The sequence below is a fragment of the Nonomuraea zeae genome (assembly GCF_005889725.1).
In the GTDB taxonomy this organism is placed as follows: Bacteria; Actinomycetota; Actinomycetes; order Streptosporangiales; family Streptosporangiaceae; genus Nonomuraea; species Nonomuraea zeae.
In genome coordinates this window covers 1-15933 of the sequence record NZ_VCKX01000037.1, presented here as the reverse complement: position 1 = coordinate 15933, position 15933 = coordinate 1, and the positions used below count along the sequence as shown (strand labels likewise).

The window sequence follows — 15933 nt, the reverse complement described above, 5'->3', positions numbered from 1 at the left end:
TGTGGTCCGCATATGCCGCGATAAGTCACGGTCAAGAATCGCCGCAGGTCAGACGTACTATGCTGGTCTGCGAGCTGTCGCTCGACGCGTGGATGGATGCTGATATGCCCGCACCCGACAAGCCGGCAGGCGGCACGGCGGAAGAGACGTTTCCAGCGGTCGTCGTGATCGACGACACGGGCGCCGTGACCGGCTGGTCGCGGGCCGCGGAGGAGCTCTTCGGATACCGGGCCGCCGACGTCCTCGGCCGATCCTGCGCGCCCCTCCTCATCCCGCCGGTCACACCTGGCGACCGCGAGGCCCGCGTGGCGACCTGGGCCGCGCGGTTCGGCGACCAGGAGCGCTGGTCCGGCCTGCTCGAAGCCCGCCACCGCGACGGCCGGCAGCTCCTCATCCGGGTCTCCGGGTCCCGGCTGCGCACCCCTGAGGCGCGGGCCGCGTGGCTGCTGTGCATGACGCCGGCGACGGCGGAAGAGCCCGGCCGGGCGGCCGACCTGCTGGAGCCGCTCATCAACCACTCTCCGGTGGCCATGGCCATCTGGGACCGCGATCTCCGGTGCGTCTGGCTCAACTCGGCGGCCCAGGAGCTGCACGACGTCTTCCCCCACTACGAGATCGGCCGCTCCCTGCGGGATCCCATACCGGGGATCGACGTCGAGGCCGCGCGGGACGCCATGTCACGGGTGCTCAGCGAGGGCATCCCCATGATCGACCGGGAGGCCCGCTGGACCGCGGCCGACGGGAGCGCGCAGCTCACCCTGTCGACCTCGCTGTTCCGCCTGGACGGCGTGGACGGGCTGCCCCTGGGCGTGTGCTCGCTGGCCCTGGACATCAGCCGCAGCCGCGCCCGCGACCGCCTGGCCCTGCTGCGCGAGGCGAGCATCCGGATCGGCAGCACGCTCGACGTCACCAGGACCGCCCAGGAGCTGGCGGACCTGGCCGTGCCGGTCATCGCCGACTACGTCACGGTCGATCTCGCCGAGTCGGTCCTCCCGGACACCGAACCCCTGCAACGGCTGGCCGGCTCCGAGGCGCGGATCCCCGTCTTCCGCCGCGCGGGCGTGGCCTCGGTCCACGACGGGGTCCCCGAGTCCCTCTGGCCCCGGGGGCAGGCGGTCTTCGTCCCCCCGTCGTCCCCGTTCACCGAGGTCCTGTCCTCCGGCCGGTCGCATTTCGAGCCGCTGCTCGACACCTCGTCAGGCACCTGGCTCGATGAAGACCCGGCCAGGGCCGAGATCATTCACGGCACCGGGATGCACACGCTGATCATCGTCCCGCTGGCGGCGCGCGGCGAGATCCTGGGCGTCACGGTGTTCGTCCGCAACGACAACCCCGCGGCGTTCACCAAGGACGACCTGATCCTCGCGGAAGAGCTCGTCGCGCGGGCCGCGCTGAGCCTCGACAACGCCCGCCAGTACACCCGCGAGCGCACCGCCGCCCTCGCGCTGCAGCGCAACCTCCTGCCCCGCAACCTGAGCGGCGGCGACGCCGTGGACGTGGCCTCGATCTACCTGCCATCCGACACCCACGAAGGGGTGGGCGGCGACTGGTTCGACGCGATCCCGCTGCCCGACTCCCGGGTCGCCCTGGTCGTCGGCGACGTGACCGGGCACGGCATCAACGCCGCGGCCACCATGGGACAGCTGCGCACCGCCGTGCGCACCCTCACGTACATGGGGCTGCCGCCCGACGAGCTGCTCGGCCACCTCGACGACCTGGTCGTCCGCCTGACGGAGGAGGACGCGGGCGCCGACGGCTTCCCGCTCGGCCCCACGGGCGCCACCTGCCTGTACGCGGTCTACGACCCGGCCACCCGGCGCTGCACCATGGCCACGGCCGGGCACCCGCCGCCCGCGCTCGTGGACCCGTCCGGCGTGGTCAGCTTCCCGCGCCCGCCCAGCGGCACCCCGATCGGCGTGGGCCTGGGCTCCTTCGGGTCCCTGGAGCTCGAGCTCGCCGAGGGCACCCTGATCGCCCTCTACACCGACGGGCTGATCGAGACCAGGGAGGCCGACATCGAGGCGGGCATCGACCGGCTCGGCGCCGCGCTGGCCGGGGCCGCGGTGCCGCTGGAGAGCCTGTGCGGCACGGTCATAGACATCATGCTGGGCGGCACGCCATCGGAGGACGACATCGCCCTCCTCGTCGCCCGCACCCGCTGACCCGCCGGCGTCATCGGGGCTCTTCCGCCTGGGCGCGGGCGGACAGGCGCCTGCCGAGGCGCTGGGCCGGAGCCTCGATCAGGTGGTAGGTCAGCAGGCTGAGCGGGATCAGCACCAGGTAGTACAGCAGCGGGTTCGGCAGCACGTACAGCAGGATCGGGTGCAGCAGGTAGAGGGAGAAGCTGATCACGCCGAGCCGCGTCAGCCAGCGCGGGAACGCCCGCTCGCGCAGCCCGAACGCCAGCGCGAAGACGGCGAAGGCCAGCACGAGCGCCGGGGCCCAGCCCGGATCGTCCTTGGCGGGCACTCCGCACACCAGCACTAGGGCCACCGCGACCGCCGCCGTACGCCAGGAGATCGTCCCCTGCTGGGCCCGGTGCACCGCCGTTCCGGCGAACATGGTGGCCAGGATGATCACACCCTGCCAGGTGCCGCCCCGGCTGCCCACGATCACCAGCGCCAGGCCCAGCAGGCCGCCCGCGACCGCCGCCACCGTGCGGATCCGGCCGGTTCCCAGCGCCGTCACCGCGACGGCCGCGACGGCGGCGAGGGCGAGCAGCGCGGCCGTGCGGTCGGCGCGGCCGTCGATCACCGACCCGTTCATCAGCAGGCCGAGTGGCACCGCCGCCAGCGCCAGCGCCACCGCGATCCCCGCCGACCGGTGCGCCTGCCGCGTCGCGAACAGCGCGACGCTCATCAGGTAGAACGCCATCTCGTAGGAGAGCGTCCACGTCACGCTGATGACGGAAGGCAGGTTGAGCAGCTCCTGCAGCATCGTCATGTTGCCGAGCACGACGAGGGGCAGCGGGCGCTCGGCCAGCTTCGGCTCGGCGGGGACTAATCCCGCGTACGCCAGCGACAGCGCCAGGCAGCAGGCGGCCAGCAGCAGCGGGAGGAGGCGGAAGGCCCGGCCGGTCCAGAAGGCGCGCAGGTCGCCGCGCCGTTCCAGGGAGGCGGGGATGATGTACCCGCTGACCAGGAAGAACACGAACACGCCCCACGTGCCGAAATCGAGCCGGCGGTCCACCTCCGCCCAGAGGCCGGGCAGGAAGGTCCAGCCGGCGTGGTGCGCGGTGACGGCCAGCGCGGCGGGCCCCCGCAGGGCGTCCAGCCAGGCCAGCCGGTTGGGGGCCGGGAACATCTGAGGGATTCTAGGCCATGCGTCGATTTGTCCGACTCCGGCCGGCCGCCGGGGTCAGCCGGCCAGGGCCCGCGTGATGTCGTCCAGCACGGTCTGCGCCGCCAGCGGCCCACCGGCGCTGTTCCAGGCGGAGCCCTCGACCACCACCACGTGGCCGCTCTTCTCGGCGCCCAGCTCGGTGAAGTTGGGCACCTTGGCCGCCTCCTCGTACGCCTGCTGCCCCGCCGTCCGGTCACCCAGCGCGCCGAGGAACATCCAGTCGCCGTCGATCGTGTCGAGCTTCTCCAGGCTGACCGGCTCGCTGTGGCCGGAGCTCTCGCCCTGCTGTCCGGCGGGCCGGCCGAGGCCGAGCGCGGACAGGGTGGAGCCGACGTGGCCGACGCCCTTGCCGACCACGGAAGGGGCACCGTTCTGCCAGCGGATGACGCTCACCGTCGCGCCGGCGTTCTTCCCCAGCTTCGTCTTGACCGACGCCACGCTCGCGTCGAAGTCCGTCAGCCACTTCTGCGCCTCGGGGCCCTTGCCCAGCACGTCCGCGGTGACGGTGAACGCCTTGCGCCAGTCCTCGTTGAGCTTGGCGGTGAGCACGGCCGGGGCGATGGCCTGCAGCTTGTCGATCATCCGCTTGGCGCCGACCGTCTCGTCCAGCAGGATCAGGTCCGGCCTGAGCGTGGCCAGCCGCTCCAGGTCCGGCTCGGCGACCGTGGCCACGATCTGCGCCTTCCCGGCCTTGGCGGCCAGGTACGTGGACACGCCGCTCTGGCCCCTGCCCGCGGTGGTCCCGACCGGCTGGATCCCCAGCGCCAGGGCCGCGTCGAGGGTCGGCTCGCTCAGGGCGACGACCGTTTTCGGCGTGGCGGGCACCTGCACCGTCCGGCCCGCGGCGTCGGTGACCGTGCGCGTGGCGGCGGACTCGTCCGCCGCGTTCGTCGTGCCGCTCTGCCCGCCGCCGCAGGCGGTCACGACGAGCGCGCCGGCCAGGAGGGCGGCGGTGCTCACGGCTCGCCGGAATGCCTGCTTGCACATCATGGGGACGTTGCTCCTCGGAGTCGAGATGATCATCAGGGGGCCAGGAGGGCGATCAGGCCGTCGGCCAGCGAGCCGCGCCAGCAGGCGTAGTCGTGGCCGCCGTTGTACTCGGTCAGGACGACCGGGCAACCGTGCGAGCGCAGCACGGCGTCCAGGATGCGGGTGTAGCCGACCATCGGCCCCTCGTGCAGGCCGACGTCCAGGCGCAGCCTGATCGGCGGCCCATCGCGCTCCGGGAGCAGCTCGGCGAACCGCTCGGCCAGCCAGGGAGCTCCTTCGGCCGAGAGCTTGGGCACACCGGGCTCCAGCCCGGGCCGCCACCACAGCGACGCCGACTGCGCCAGCACGTTGCCGAACCGCTCGGGCCGCAGCAGGCCCGCGTACAGGGCGGCCATCCCGCCGAGGCTCTGCCCGGCGACGACGGTCCGCGCGGGGTCGCCGGTGATCGGCCACCGCTCCGCCGCCCAGCCGAGGACCTCGTCGGCGAGGAAGCGCACGTACGGCTCGCGCGCCCCCAGCTCCTCCCAGCGGACGGCGTTGCCGACCGCGTCCGGGGCCACGACGACCAGCGGAGGCACGGCGCCGTCCGCGATGAGGGCGTCGAGGGTGTCCTGGAACGCGAGCCCGCCGAACCACGCGTCGCCGTCGCACAGGACCGCCACCGGAGCTCCCGCGGGCACGCCGCCCGGCGGGACGTACGCCCACACCGTCCGCTCGGCGCCCAGCGCACCCGCGGGCAGCCGGTGCTCGTGCACCTCGCCGCGCGGGATCCCGGCCCGCCGGCCCGCCCAGGGCTGGGGCGGCGCGGCGGGCAGAGCGACCACGGAGGCGTCCGCCCAGCCCCAGCGGCCGGGCAGGCGATGGGGATTGAGCGGATCGGGCCGGCCGCGCTCCATCAGCGCGGCCTTGGACGGGTCGCCGCCGGCGGACACCATGCGGTAGGAGCCGCGGTGGTCGGCGCGCAGCCGGTAGGTGAGGTGCCAGACGTCCGTGCCGGGCAGCCGGCGCATCCGGGAGGCCGCCGGATCGTCGCGGTCGGCGACGCGGTTGAGGGCCACCAGCATCTGCTCCTGGGCTGGGCCGCCGCGCCAGAGGAAGGTGACGGCACGGTGGCCGGGATCGCCGTCGATGGCCTCCACCAGCGGCGTGCCACGGCGCTCTGCCGACGCCCAGAACTCCGCCAGCAGCTCTGCCCGCCCGGCGGAGCCGTGCGCGCCGGCCAGGCCGCGCTCCAGGCGCTCGACGCACGGCCCCGTCGTGACGTGGGCCGCGGGCCGCTGAATTTCCGACACGGGTGTCTCCGGTGCTCGATGTGGTCAGTTATGGGCGGGGTTGCGCGCGTGGCCGTAGGGGTGGTTGGAGGTGTGGCCGTGGGGGCGGTCCCGCGCGTGACCATGGGCCGGTTGCGCACGTGGCCGTGGGCCGGTCCCGCGCGTGACCGTGGGGTCGGTCCCGCGCTTGGCTATGGAGCCGCCGGAGCCCGGAGCACGGAGCCCCATCAGCCCCCCGATCACCACCAGCAACTTAGCTTAGCCTAAGCTAACTTCATGCCATCTCGACCCTCCCCGTCGGGCGGCGCGCCCGGGGTCCTGACGCGCCCCGACCAGGGAGAAGCCAGGCCGCGACGCGGTCGCCGCGCGGCGCGCGGGGGCGGGCTCCTGCTGGGTCTGGCCCTGCTCGCGGCGGTGGTCCTGGCCAGCCTGGCGATCGGGACCAAGCAGATCCCCGCCGACCAGGTGTGGTCGGCCCTCTTCCACCCCTCGGGCACGGCGAACGACGCGATCGTCCAGCGGCTGCGCCTGCCCCGCACGCTCATCGGCGCCGCGGCCGGGGCCGCACTCGGCCTCGCGGGGGCCGTGATGCAGACACTGACCCGCAACCCGCTCGCCGATCCCGGCCTGCTCGGCGTCAACGCCGGCGCGTCCGCCGCCGTGGTGACCGCGATCAGCGTGTTCGGGATCACGTCCTTCACCGGATACCTCTGGTTCGCCCTGGCCGGCGCGGCCGTCGCCGCCGCCCTGGTCAACGCGCTGGGCGGGAGCCGCAGCGCCACCCCCATACGCCTCGCGCTGGCCGGGACGGCCGTCAACGCCGCCCTGTTCGGCTACATCAACGGGCTGCAACTGCTCGACCTCGGCACCCTGGACAGCATGCGGCACTGGTCCATCGGCACCATCGCCGGCCGCGAGCTCGACCTGCTGGTGACGGTGCTGCCGCTGCTGGCCGGAGGCGGGCTGCTGGCCCTCGCGCTGGCCAGGCCGCTCGGCGCGCTCGCACTGGGGGAGGAGGCGGCGCGCGGCCTCGGCGCCAGCCCCGGGCGTACGAGGGCGCTGTCCATCGTGGCGATCACCTTGCTCTGCGGCGCGGTGACGGCCGTGTGCGGGCCGATCGGCTTCGTCGGCCTGCTGGTCCCGCACGCGGTGCGGCCCTTCTCCGGACCGGATCCGCGTTGGCTGCTGCCCTACTGCGCCCTGTACGCGCCGGTGCTGCTGCTCGGCTGCGATGTCATCGGGCGCGTCGTGATCCCGCCGTACGAGATCGAGGCGGGCGTCGTCACCGCGTTCCTCGGCGGGCTGATCTTCATCAACCTGGTACGTCAGCGAAGGATGGCCCGGCTGTGACCACGAGGAGAGGGCCCGTCACGGCACGCTGGGGGGACCGGTCGCTGCGCTTCGACCAAAGGGCCGCGCTCGCCTGCCTGGCGTTCGCGGCGGTCGCCGCCGTGATCGTCGTGCTCTGCCTCGGCACGGGGACGTACGCGCTCAGCACGCTCGAAGTGATCCGTACGCTGGCCGGCGACGGCCCACCGGGCGCCGAGTTCATCGTCCAGGGGCTGCGGCTGCCGCGCGCGCTCGACGCGCTGCTCGTCGGCTTCGGCATGGGCCTGGCCGGCGCGATCTTCCAGTCCCTGTCGCGCAATCCGCTGGGCAGCCCGGACATCATCGGCTTCGGCAACGGCGCCTCCGCGGGCGCGCTGGTCGCCATCATCCTGCTCGATGTGGGCATGGCGCAGACGGCGCTCGGGGCGGTCTGCGGCGGCCTGGCGACGGCGGCGGCCGTGTACCTGCTGGCCTGGAAGCGCGGCGTGCAGGGCTACCGGCTCGTGCTGGTGGGCATCGGCGCGTCGGCGGTGCTGGGGGCGGCGACAAGCCTGCTCTACGTACGGGCGGAGATCGGCAAGGCCGCCCAGGCCGCCGCCTGGATGATCGGCTCGCTCAACGGGCGCGGCTGGGCCGAGGTGTCGACCATCGCGGCGGGCCTGGTCGTGCTGGTGCCGGTCGTGCTGGCGTACGCGCGCCGGCTCACGCTCCTGGAGATGGGCGATGACGGCGCCGCCGCCCTGGGCGTGCACCCGGAACGCAGCCGCCTGGTGTTGATCGCGACCGGCGCTGGGCTGACCGCCGTGGCCGTGGCAGCGGCCGGGCCGATCCCGTTCGTCGCACTCGCGGCCCCGCAACTGGCCCGGCGGGTGACGCGTGCGGCGGGGCCGAACCTGCTGCCTGCCGCCTGGATGGGCGCGATACTCGTGGCCGGGGCCGACTGGGCCACCCAGGCCGTCTCCGGCTCGGCGATCCTGCCGGTCGGGGTGATCACGGGGATGGGGGGCGGGGCGTACCTGGCCTGGCTGCTGCTGCGCGAACGCCGGTCCGGGGGACTGTGATGGCGGGCGTCGATCGCGCCCTGCTGCCGTCCGAGCCCGTGCCGACAGCGGGATCGCCCTCACCGCAGAGGATGCCGGACTCGGGGTTGCCTGTCCGGAACGACCGTCGCGTTGCTCACCCTGATCTGGGCTTGCCGATCGGGGACGCTCGATCGTGCGGCACCGGTTTTTGGAAAACGGGATCCCGGCTGAGTCACCGGCACCGAGTGTGACGGATGTCTCCTACCTCAAGCTGATCATCGTGGCTCCCGGGCCGGGTTCGGAGGCCGCCCGGGAACCACGCAATCTTGGATCAGAGTTTGAACAGCTTGACGTACGGAGCGGTGATGCGATGCACTTCGGCGCCGAAATCCACGAGGACTGCGATGCCCTCCTCGACACCGATCACCGAGCCGAGGCCGTATTTGTCATGGGTCACCCTGTCCTGGAGCGCGAAGTGCTCGGCAGGCGGGAGGGGCACCTCAGGTACGTTGAACGGACTTCCGGGCAAGCGCTGCCGGGTGGCGACTCGTTTCGGCCTCATTTACACAGTATGCGCTGTTCCGCGGCCGATTTCTCGACGTCGCGGTTGAATCATCGCCACACATAGGGCGCAGCCGCGGTCAACGGGGCCTGTCGGACGGGTTTCTTCGCCCGCGAAGCCCGGCGAAACCGAGCACCAGCCCGACGATGAGAACGATGGGCCCGATGATCGCCCAAGTGGTGTCACCGCTCATGACGCTGCCGCCGACGATGCCCAGCCCTTGGAGCGTCCATACGGCGCCGGCCACGACCAGGAGCAGGCCGAGGGCGAGAAGGATCCATGCTTTCACCGCTTGCCTCGTTTTCCTGTCATGGCTGGGGTGGCTCTGGGTGGGCCTCAGGTCGCAGCCGGGACATGGCCGCGAACGGGGGCACCTTCAGCATGTCACGATCAGCGGCCCCCGTGCAGGTAACCCCGCCCACACCGGCCCCTGGGCGCGCCCCGCGCACGCCGGCTCTCGGGGACACGTCGCCACATTTAGCCCCGGGACGGGCCCTCACGGACACCGGGCACACCCGCTGCTGCCTCTTCGGGTAGGGGGCGCAGGCCGTAACGGGCCCTCGTGGGGCACCGGGCACACTCCCGCTGTATGCCCTTGCCGGTAGGGGCAGGCCGTGACAGGCCCTCGTGGGCACCGGGCACTCTTCCGGCCACGCGTCGCCACCGACGGCTCTCCTGGGCACGCGCCCCCGGATGCCGGGCACCGCGTCGGGGCGCCCCGGCCTTCGCAGTAGCGCGCCTAAGAGAGCCGTGCGCAGAGGCGGGGCCCAGGAGAGCGTACGCAGGGGCGCGGGCACTGGAGAGCCGTACGCGGAGAGGCAAGGGCCCGGGAGTGCCGTACGCGGGGGCGCGGGCCCTGGAGAGCCGTACGTAGGGGGTGCGGGCCCAGGAGCCGGACGCGGAGAGGCAGGGGCTCGGGAGGGTCGTACGCGGAGAGGCAGGGGCTCGGGAGAAGCGCCCAGAGGGCGAGTCGGCAGGTGACTGGTGACCTCACCCCTTGATCTGCCTGACGATGCTCTCATCGGTGATCCGGCTGTCCCCGGCCAGGAGCAGAGCCTTGCTGAGGATGAGCGCGAGGCGGCCGTCCTCCTCGAAGGGCAGGAACAGCCCGGTGTCCTGGCCGTGTGCGGGCACGATGCAGAGGTAGACGTCGCCGGGATCCATGAGGATGTTGGCACTGCCCAAGTGGATGCGGTAGGTGCGCAGATCGCCGCGGACGACGAGGTGGCGATCGGTGAGAGTGCAACGGCCGGCGATGGCCATGCGCGGGAGGAGACGGGCCAGCGCGTCGCGGCGTACCTCGCCTGAGGGCGGCAACGCGCCGAAGGACGTCTCGCGCCAGTAGCCGAGATGGCGGTCGTCACCGCGATCGGCCCACTCGGGATCGGCCGCGATCGAGGTCACCGCCACGAACAGGTCCACGTCCCGCATGGCCTCGCTGAACACCAGCGTGGGCACCTCGGCCAGCGGCGCCTCCTGCCAGTCGCCGTCCACCCGCCGGTGGAAGCGCACCTGGTCGGTGGAGGCGTACTCGCCTGGACCGTCGTGGACGTAATCGTGGTGGAACGAGGCCCGCCACGAGCCCTCGGCCAGCGCCTTCGTCGCCTCGCCCGTGCTGCCGCCGTCCCAGGGGCCGAGCATCGCGGTCTGCCACCCGCGCTGCTTGAACATCGCGTACAGCCGCCGGTAGTCCACGATGTGGGCGGCGAAGCGGTTGGAGTAGGTGCCGGTCGCCTCCTCCGCCGGTGTCAGCGGATAGACCTCGCGGAACGCCTGCTTGAACGGCTGCCGTATCCGTCCCTCGGCCACGGCCTCCCGCCAGTGAGCCACCTCCCGCTGCGTAGCCCGAGCCGGATGCCACAACCGCACCCGCACACCCGCCATCCCATCGCCCAGCCCGTCCGCCAGCCCATCAACCGTGCCGTTGCCGCTGGTCGTGCCGCAGTCGGGCGTCCGGCTGTCACTGGGCTCGCCCTCTAGGTCGGGCGTGCTTGCTTCACCGGGTGCAGGGCTGTCACCGGACTCGCTCGCTCTGCCGAGTGTGCGGCCATTGCCGGGGGCACTTGCTCGTCCGGATGTACGGCCGTCGTCGGACGCGCTCGTTTCGCTGGGTGTGCCGGAGGTGATGGGGCGGCTGATGATCTCAGCCTGCGTGTCGAGTGCGTCGAAGCCTCCGAGCGCGGCTCGCCATTCCCCGGGCGCGACCTCCGCCTCCCAGATCAGGCGTCCCGCCACCGAGGCGGCGATCGGATGGCCGCCGATCTGCCGCCGCCACATCCCGTACGGGAGCGCCGCCTCGCCCGCGAACCCCGCCTCCAGGGCCCTGACCAGCGTCTTCACCTGCCGCTGCACCTGCTTCACGAGCTCTCGCAGCCGCTTGACCTCGTCGGGATGCTCCTTGCGCACCGCAGCGGGCACGCTCTTGAGCCGCCGCTCCTCCTGCCACCAGCTCAGCTCGAACTCGCCCCGTTCGCCTGCCGAGATGACAGCCCGGTGTTCGCCCAGCTGCACCTCAAGCCGCCCGCCGGGCTCGAATCCCAGGTCCGGCATCCGGAACGCCACCTCGACGCGGTCCGCCAGGCCCGGCTCGATGCGCTTGATCATGCGGTCGAGCTGCTTGACCACCCCGGCGTGCCGCGTCATCGTGCGTGCCGTGCGCAAGGCCGTGACCGCTTCCGGTGTCGGGAACTGCTCGGCGGCGCGCGCGATCTCGTACAGCAGTGCTTGTGAGGGCAGCGTCTTGGCCGCCGTCGGCGCGACCGCGACGTGGGCCAGCATCGTGCTGAGCAGCTCGGGTAGCCACGGCTCGTCGCAGGCCAGCGCCAGCCGCGCCGCCCGTCCGATCGTCGCCGTCTCGGCCGGTCCGAACGCCTTGTCGGCCCGATAGGGGAGCTCGCGTGCGTGGATCGCCGCCAGCCTGGCCGCGGCGGCCTCCAGGGTTGAGCGGGCGAAGCTCGCGCACGCCGGCATGGCGGCCAGCCGTTCCCACACGTCGGAGAGCTCGGGCGGCGCCCCATACGTCCGTTGCGCGACCTCGGCCAGGAGCGCCCTTTCCGTCGGCTCCAGGGTCATGAGGAGATCGAGCTCAGCGGCCGCCAGTGGCTGCGCGCCCTCCGCCGCCGACAGCCCCATGGCCGCCACCACGGCGTCGATGATGGCGTTGGTCGCCGTGTTGGTCGTCGTGTCGGCCGCCGTGTCGGCCATGGCTTCCGTCACGGTGTCGGTCCTGGAGTGCTCGGCTGTCCCATCGTCTCTGGCGTCCTCACGAACCACCGCGCCCTTGCCCTCGCTGACCTCAGCGCTTTCGCCAACCCCAGGGTGGTCCCCATCGGCCGCGGCGCGTTCAGTGGCTCCAGCGCTCGCATCAACCCCGGCCCTCCCGCCGATCTCGGCGCTCGCATCGATCCCGGCGTGTTCACCGACCCCGGCGCGCGTACCGGGCTCGACCATCCCGGCGACTCCGGCCACGGTCAGCAGCGCGTACGGCTCCTGGATCCGGTTCTTCCTGACCATGAACTCGGTCAGCGTGCGCGCAGCCCCGGCCAGCTCGGCCAGTGGCGCGCCCCCGGGGCAGCGCAGCAGCGCGGCCGCCGCCAGGCACAGGTCGGCCCAGCCACGCCTGTCGAGGCCGTCGACCAGCGCTTCGTACAGGGCCAGGCACGACTCCCGGGTGAAGGACGGTTGCCGCTGCTTGACCTCGTCCTCGACGACGACCCGCATCGAGAAGGCCGGGCCGCTGCCCGTGACCCGGTAGGCGAGGGGCAGCAGGTGACCCAGATCAACCGCCGTCAGCTGGGAACCGTCGGGCCACGAGTCCGGGTAACCGGCCTCCGGGTCGGTCAGATGGCGGTGGAGGTGCCGGGCGGTGGGGGAGAGCTGCATGCAGGTCGTTCCTTCGATCTGTCCGAGGGCCGTAGGGTCGCTGATCCTCAAGGCAGCACCCTGCCGGATGGCACCGACAGAATCCAGCCGAGGGGTGGCGCAGGTGCGATCACTCGAGAAGGGCGCGTCGCGTGCGCGAATGGGGTCGATCATGTCTCCCGCGCCGATATTCGGACCCACGGCGAAGTGATCATTCTGATTGTGTACGGCATCGCTCGCCGCCCGCCTTTCCGGCGAGTATCGGTTCATTACGGATGCCACGGCAATGATCACAAGTCACACCCGGCCCTGTCGCTCCCTCGGTCCGTCCACTCACTCAAGATTCGGCGGGATCGGCGCAATCGGCCGACCGTCCCGCCCCGGTTCCGCGCCACGCCGGATCTTGCTGGATAGTGCGAATCGGCAGGTCAGAGTCGATATGGCGGTGATTCTGCCGCTCGTTCAGGAGAATTAGGAAACAAACATTTCCCGAAGTAACCGGTCTATCGCTTGTCATTGTCTGGAATTGTTGGAACATATGGTTCGAGTCCGTCGAGTGAAGTCCATTGATCGCTTACCGGAAAAAGGTGGCGGCGAGGGAAAGGGGCAACGCTCATGCGCCAGCGTGCTGTCCGAAACCTGGCCAAGCTTGATACCACGCAAGCCAGGATCACCCGGATACTCGACGCTGCGGCGGGCGGGAAGAACAACTTCCTCGCCGACAAGGACATGGTGCGTCATTTCGATCAAGCGGCTCCCGCCATCACGACCGCGGCCCGAGCCGTGCTGCAGTATTTGTCCCGGGTCGTACGTCACCTCGCCGCCGCAGAGGGCGTGGCGCAGTTCATGATCGTGGGAGGCGGCGTCTCCTGCGGCCTGTCGGCCGGCCGCCGGCTGCACGACATAGCCCGGCAAACCTCCTCCAGCCCAGCCCTACGCGTCCTGTACGTGGAGAACGACCCGATGGCGGTAACAATGGCGCAGGCCACCATCGAGCCCTTCACCCCCATGGTGCGCGTGGTGGACGGCGACGTACGCGAGATCGACGAGATCCTCGGTGACCGCGTCGTCCAGACGTTCCTCGACTGGGAGAGCCCTCTCGCCGTGCTGCTCCTGTCGACCCACAGCCTGGACGACGACGAGTACGCCCACTATGTGATCAAGCGACTCCGTCACGCGGCGCCGCGCGGGAGCTTCCTCAGCCTGTTGCACACCACGTTCGACGGCATCCCTGCGGAGCTGCTGCCCGCCGTCAGCGGCGTGCTCGCCATGACGCTGCCCGGTCTGGCGATCCGGTCGAAGGACGAGGTGGAAGCCCTGCTGGACGGCCTCGACCTGGTCGAGCCCGGGCTGGTGTGGGTGCCGGAGTGGCGTCCTGACGAGAATGACCCCGCCTGTGCCGACGAGCCCAGCTCATCGGGCAACTTCGGCGTGGTGGCCCACATCCCCTGAGACGAGCCAGGGCCGGCTGAGGTCCGGTCAAGTCTCGAGAGCGAGGGTCCGGTCAAGGCCCGAGGGCGAGGGTCCGGTCAAGGCCCGAGGGTTCGGCTATGCCTCCGGGGGTTCGTCAAGGCCCGGGGTCGGGCCAAGGTCCCGGAGCCCGGTCTGTCCTGTTCCAAGTGATCGCCGACCCAGGCGGGCCACTTCCAAGGGCGCCGGCCCGTACGGGGCCGCCCAGCCCCGCAGGCTAATCCGCCCGGCGACCGAGGAAGAGGTCGGTGGTGAGGGTCATGTCCACCTCGTCCCCCAGCAGAGCGCCGATCTCCCGCAGCAGCCGCTCGCGCGACTCCGCGTCCAGGATCCGGTACGCGGAAATGGACCTGACCAGGTCCAGATAGCGCCCGGCCGAGTACCGGTCGGCGTGCGCGTAGTGGCGATAGTCCAGATCGGTGAAGCGCGGGTCGTCCGCGAGCTCGTGCTCCACCACCTCGGCCCGGTCCGAGTGGTCCAGGTGCAGGCTGGACGTGGTCACCCCGTAACGCCGGTCCACCGCGGCGAGGGCGGCCCGCAGGTCCGGGTCGGTGACGCCGTACAGGTTCCAGAAGACCGCCACCGCTCCCGACGGTGCCAGGGCCGCGTGGGCCAGGTCCCAGCGCCGGTCCCGGTCCACCCAGTGCCAGGCCTGCGCGGAGTACAGCAGGGCGAATGCCTTGTCGGGGACGTAGTCCTCGAAAATCCCGATCTCGACCTTGGCCTGCGGGCACCTCCGCGTCAGCGCGGCGGCCATCCGGGGATCCGGCTCGACGCAGGTCAGATCCACGCCATGGGCGGCGAACCCGGCCGTCGCCTTGCCCGTCCCCGCCCCCACCTCCAGCACCGGTCCGTCCGGGGCGTACTCCAGCACCTCCGTGACAAGGCGGTCGGGGTAACCCGGCCTGGCCGCCTCATACTCCTCCACTGCCTCACCGAACACCACGCTGCGCTTGCGATCGACCGTCATGGTTTCCTCCTCGACATCAGGCGGGTGCCGATTCAACCACGCGGGCGGATCCCCGGGCCGGAGGAGGGCGTGGCGAATGGTGCGGCTCCACATGCTCACCAGCCGGAAATCGGAGCTGTGACACATATCCGGTGCCTTCCGTGAAACGTACGGTCACGGGCAAGTGCCAACCCCCCGGAGCCGATGATGCACGCACTTCTCGCCCGCACCCTGACCGGCCTCTCGGCGGCGCTGATCCTCGCCCTGGCGCTGATCGGCGTCGCGAACCCGTCCCAAGCCGCCACCCTGACGAAGGTGTCCGGGTTCGGCTCGAACCCCGGCGCGCTCAACATGTGGGTGTACGTCCCCGACGGCCTGCCGGCCGGCTCGCCCGCCGTGGTCGCCCTGCACGGCTGCACCCAGAGCGCCAACGCCTACTACACCAACTCCGGCTGGCGGAAGTTCGCCGATCTGCACGGCTTCGCGCTGATCTTCCCGGAGGCGACCACCCTGCCGTCGAACTGCTTCCAGTGGTTCCAGGAAGGCGACATCAAGCGCGGACAGGGCGAGGCCCTGTCCATCGCCCAGATGGTCACGTACGCCACCGGCGCGTACGGCCTCGACGCGGCCCGCGTCTCCATCACCGGGCTGTCGGCCGGCGGCGCGATGACCGCGGTAATGATCGCGACATATCCTGACCTGTTCAATGCGGCCTCGATCGTCGCCGGCCTTCCCTACCGCTGCTCCCCGCCCGCCTCCACCAGCACCTGCATGAACGGCCCCGTCAGCAAGACCCCCGCCGCCTGGGGCGCGCTCGTCCGGGCCGCCCACTCCGGCTACACGGGCCCGCGGCCGAAGGTGGCGATCTGGCACGGCCAGGCCGACTACACGGTCAACAAGGCCAACGGCGACGAGCTGCGCGACCAGTTCACCGACGTCCTGGGCCTCTCCCAGACCCCGTCGGGAACGCAGAGCCTGCCCGCGGGGACCACGCTGGAGACGTACGGCGCCGACGCCCTGCGGTACTACCGGATCGCCGGCATGGGCCACGGCACGCCGGTCGACCCCGGCACGGCGGCCGGCCAGTGCGGCACGGCGGGCGCGTACTTCCTCGACACCTGTCTCTTATAAACATCT

The 15933-nt window shown here is 71.8% G+C and carries 12 protein-coding genes; 5 read left to right on the top strand and 7 right to left on the bottom strand.

The features are described 5' to 3' along the window. Positions 1–104: 104 nt before the first annotated feature. Positions 105–2162 (top strand): SpoIIE family protein phosphatase, encoded by a 2058-nt coding sequence (locus ETD85_RS14710; RefSeq protein ID WP_170246673.1) that lies wholly within the window; start codon positions 105–107, stop codon positions 2160–2162. A gap of 10 nt (positions 2163–2172) precedes the next feature. On the opposite strand, the gene ETD85_RS14705 is transcribed toward ETD85_RS14710, so the two are convergent. From ETD85_RS14705 to fes, 3 genes are read right to left on the bottom strand one after another with little or no spacing between them, the layout of a single operon-like run. Beyond that, on the bottom strand, positions 2173–3303 hold the full coding sequence (locus tag ETD85_RS14705; protein WP_138690254.1) for an acyltransferase family protein: 1131 nt from the start codon (positions 3301–3303) through the stop codon (positions 2173–2175). A gap of 54 nt (positions 3304–3357) precedes the next feature. After that, positions 3358–4332, bottom strand: a complete 975-nt coding sequence (locus ETD85_RS14700; RefSeq protein WP_138690253.1) for an ABC transporter substrate-binding protein — start codon at positions 4330–4332, stop codon at positions 3358–3360. A gap of 32 nt (positions 4333–4364) precedes the next feature. Continuing rightward, the gene (fes, locus tag ETD85_RS14695; RefSeq protein WP_206058314.1) at positions 4365–5624 is read right to left on the bottom strand and encodes an enterochelin esterase; all 1260 of its coding nucleotides are present in this window, start codon (positions 5622–5624) and stop codon (positions 4365–4367) included. A 255-nt stretch (positions 5625–5879) separates the two neighbouring features. Here fes and ETD85_RS14690 point away from each other — a divergent pair, with 255 nt between their 5' ends. After that, positions 5880–6953, top strand: a complete 1074-nt coding sequence (locus ETD85_RS14690) for a FecCD family ABC transporter permease (RefSeq protein WP_138690252.1) — start codon at positions 5880–5882, stop codon at positions 6951–6953. After that, complete coding sequence (locus ETD85_RS14685; RefSeq protein ID WP_138690251.1) at positions 6950–7993, top strand: FecCD family ABC transporter permease; 1044 nt, start codon at positions 6950–6952, stop codon at positions 7991–7993. Before ETD85_RS14690 ends, ETD85_RS14685 begins: the two co-directional genes overlap by 4 nt. 292 nt (positions 7994–8285) lie before the next feature. Here ETD85_RS14685 and ETD85_RS63090 read toward each other — a convergent pair whose 3' ends face one another. The 3 genes from ETD85_RS63090 to ETD85_RS14675 all read right to left on the bottom strand — a co-directional run bounded on the left by ETD85_RS63090 (position 8286) and on the right by ETD85_RS14675 (position 12398). Continuing rightward, entirely contained in the window at positions 8286–8453 is a 168-nt protein-coding gene (locus ETD85_RS63090; RefSeq protein ID WP_240779149.1) for a hypothetical protein, read from the bottom strand. A gap of 142 nt (positions 8454–8595) precedes the next feature. After that, on the bottom strand, positions 8596–8805 hold the full coding sequence (locus tag ETD85_RS14680) for a hypothetical protein (RefSeq protein WP_138690250.1): 210 nt from the start codon (positions 8803–8805) through the stop codon (positions 8596–8598). 701 nt (positions 8806–9506) lie between these two features. Further along, a complete protein-coding gene (locus tag ETD85_RS14675; protein ID WP_138690249.1) occupies positions 9507–12398 on the bottom strand; it encodes a DUF4132 domain-containing protein in 2892 nt (963 codons plus the stop codon). A gap of 594 nt (positions 12399–12992) precedes the next feature. On the opposite strand from ETD85_RS14675, the gene ETD85_RS14670 reads away from it, so the two are divergent. Continuing rightward, positions 12993–13829 (top strand): SAM-dependent methyltransferase, encoded by an 837-nt coding sequence (locus ETD85_RS14670; protein ID WP_138690248.1) that lies wholly within the window; start codon positions 12993–12995, stop codon positions 13827–13829. A 235-nt stretch (positions 13830–14064) separates the two neighbouring features. Here the strand turns inward: ETD85_RS14670 and ETD85_RS14665 are convergent, their stop codons facing one another. Beyond that, complete coding sequence (locus ETD85_RS14665) at positions 14065–14817, bottom strand: methyltransferase domain-containing protein (RefSeq protein ID WP_170246671.1); 753 nt, start codon at positions 14815–14817, stop codon at positions 14065–14067. A 183-nt stretch (positions 14818–15000) separates the two neighbouring features. On the opposite strand from ETD85_RS14665, the gene ETD85_RS14660 reads away from it, so the two are divergent. Further along, positions 15001–15927: an extracellular catalytic domain type 1 short-chain-length polyhydroxyalkanoate depolymerase gene (locus tag ETD85_RS14660; RefSeq protein ID WP_138690246.1), complete on the top strand. Its 927-nt coding sequence runs from the start codon at positions 15001–15003 to the stop codon at positions 15925–15927. Positions 15928–15933: the final 6 nt, after the last annotated feature.

Excerpts from the sequence above, each read along its gene's own strand:
- ETD85_RS14670 (WP_138690248.1), top strand. The coding sequence starts at position 12,993 with ATGCGCCAGCGTGCTGTCCGAAACCTGGCCAAGCTTGATACCACGCAA.
- ETD85_RS14705 (WP_138690254.1), bottom strand. The coding sequence starts at position 3,303 with ATGTTCCCGGCCCCCAACCGGCTGGCCTGGCTGGACGCCCTGCGGGGG.
- ETD85_RS14700 (WP_138690253.1), bottom strand. The coding sequence starts at position 4,332 with ATGATGTGCAAGCAGGCATTCCGGCGAGCCGTGAGCACCGCCGCCCTC.
- ETD85_RS14690 (WP_138690252.1), top strand. The coding sequence starts at position 5,880 with ATGCCATCTCGACCCTCCCCGTCGGGCGGCGCGCCCGGGGTCCTGACG.
- ETD85_RS14665 (WP_170246671.1), bottom strand. The coding sequence starts at position 14,817 with ATGACGGTCGATCGCAAGCGCAGCGTGGTGTTCGGTGAGGCAGTGGAG.
- ETD85_RS14660 (WP_138690246.1), top strand. The coding sequence starts at position 15,001 with ATGATGCACGCACTTCTCGCCCGCACCCTGACCGGCCTCTCGGCGGCG.
- ETD85_RS14675 (WP_138690249.1), bottom strand. The coding sequence starts at position 12,398 with ATGCAGCTCTCCCCCACCGCCCGGCACCTCCACCGCCATCTGACCGAC.
- ETD85_RS14710 (WP_170246673.1), top strand. The coding sequence starts at position 105 with ATGCCCGCACCCGACAAGCCGGCAGGCGGCACGGCGGAAGAGACGTTT.